This is a genomic window from Cellulomonas citrea (assembly GCF_009829685.1).
Classification (GTDB): Bacteria; Actinomycetota; Actinomycetes; order Actinomycetales; family Cellulomonadaceae; genus Cellulomonas; species Cellulomonas citrea.
In genome coordinates, this window is sequence record NZ_VWSD01000324.1 from 1 (window position 1) to 841 (window position 841).

The 841-nt window shown below is 75.6% G+C and carries 1 protein-coding gene; it reads right to left on the reverse strand.

Annotated elements, in window-relative coordinates; genetic code table 11:
- Positions 1–27: 27 nt before the first annotated feature.
- Positions 28–841: zinc-dependent metalloprotease (locus F2B26_RS16485; RefSeq protein ID WP_159811167.1), on the reverse strand; the 814-nt coding region annotated here is incomplete at its 5' end.

The following is an 841-nucleotide window of genomic DNA, read 5'->3' on the forward strand; positions in this document are numbered from 1 at the left end:
GACCGCCGGCGCGGGACCTGCCACCGCTCAGCCGTGCACGCGGGCGACCCAGGCCGCCGGTGCGGCGATCTCGGCCGGGGTCGGCAGCAGCTCGGGTGCGGTCCACACGGCGTTGAACCCGTCGACACCGACCTTCGCCTGCACCCCGCGCACGAACGCGGCCCCCTCGCGGTACTGGGCGAGCTTGAGGTCCATGCCGAGCACGAGGCGCAGCACACGGGCCGGCCCTCGCACCGCCGCCGCCTCGTCCCGGCGGAAGTCGAACCGGGACCGGATGGTCGCCACGGTCGGCACGACGGCGCTGCCCACCTGGTCCATCGTCACGTCGGCGTGCCCCTCGACGAGCGCCATCACGGCGGACACCTCGTCGAACACGGCGCGCTGCTCGGCAGAGAGCACCGCGAGCAGGCCGACGTCCTTGACGTCACGCAGCGCACCGAGCAGCCGCCCGCCCAGCTCGCGCACCCCGACGTGGCCGGGCAGCAGACCCGTCGACAGCGCGGAGAGCCGCTGGCGCAGGTGCCCGACGAGCCAGGGCGCGGCTGCGAACTGCAGCGCATGGGTCTGCTCGTGCAGCGCGACCCAGAGCCGGAAGTCGGCCGGGACCACGCCCATCGCCCGCTCGGCGGCCAGCACGTTGGGCGCCACCAGCAGCAGCCGGCCGCGTTCGCCGGGGGCGGCCGTGTACGGGTCGAACTGGCCGAGCACCTTGCCCGAGAGCAGCGCGAGCACCCCGGCGACCTCGGTCGCGGCGGCCAGCCGGGTGGCGTCGGTGGCCGGCGGCAGCTCGGCGTCGGTGAGCAGGTCGTCGGCCAGCGAGGCGAACATCTCGGCGTTCGCG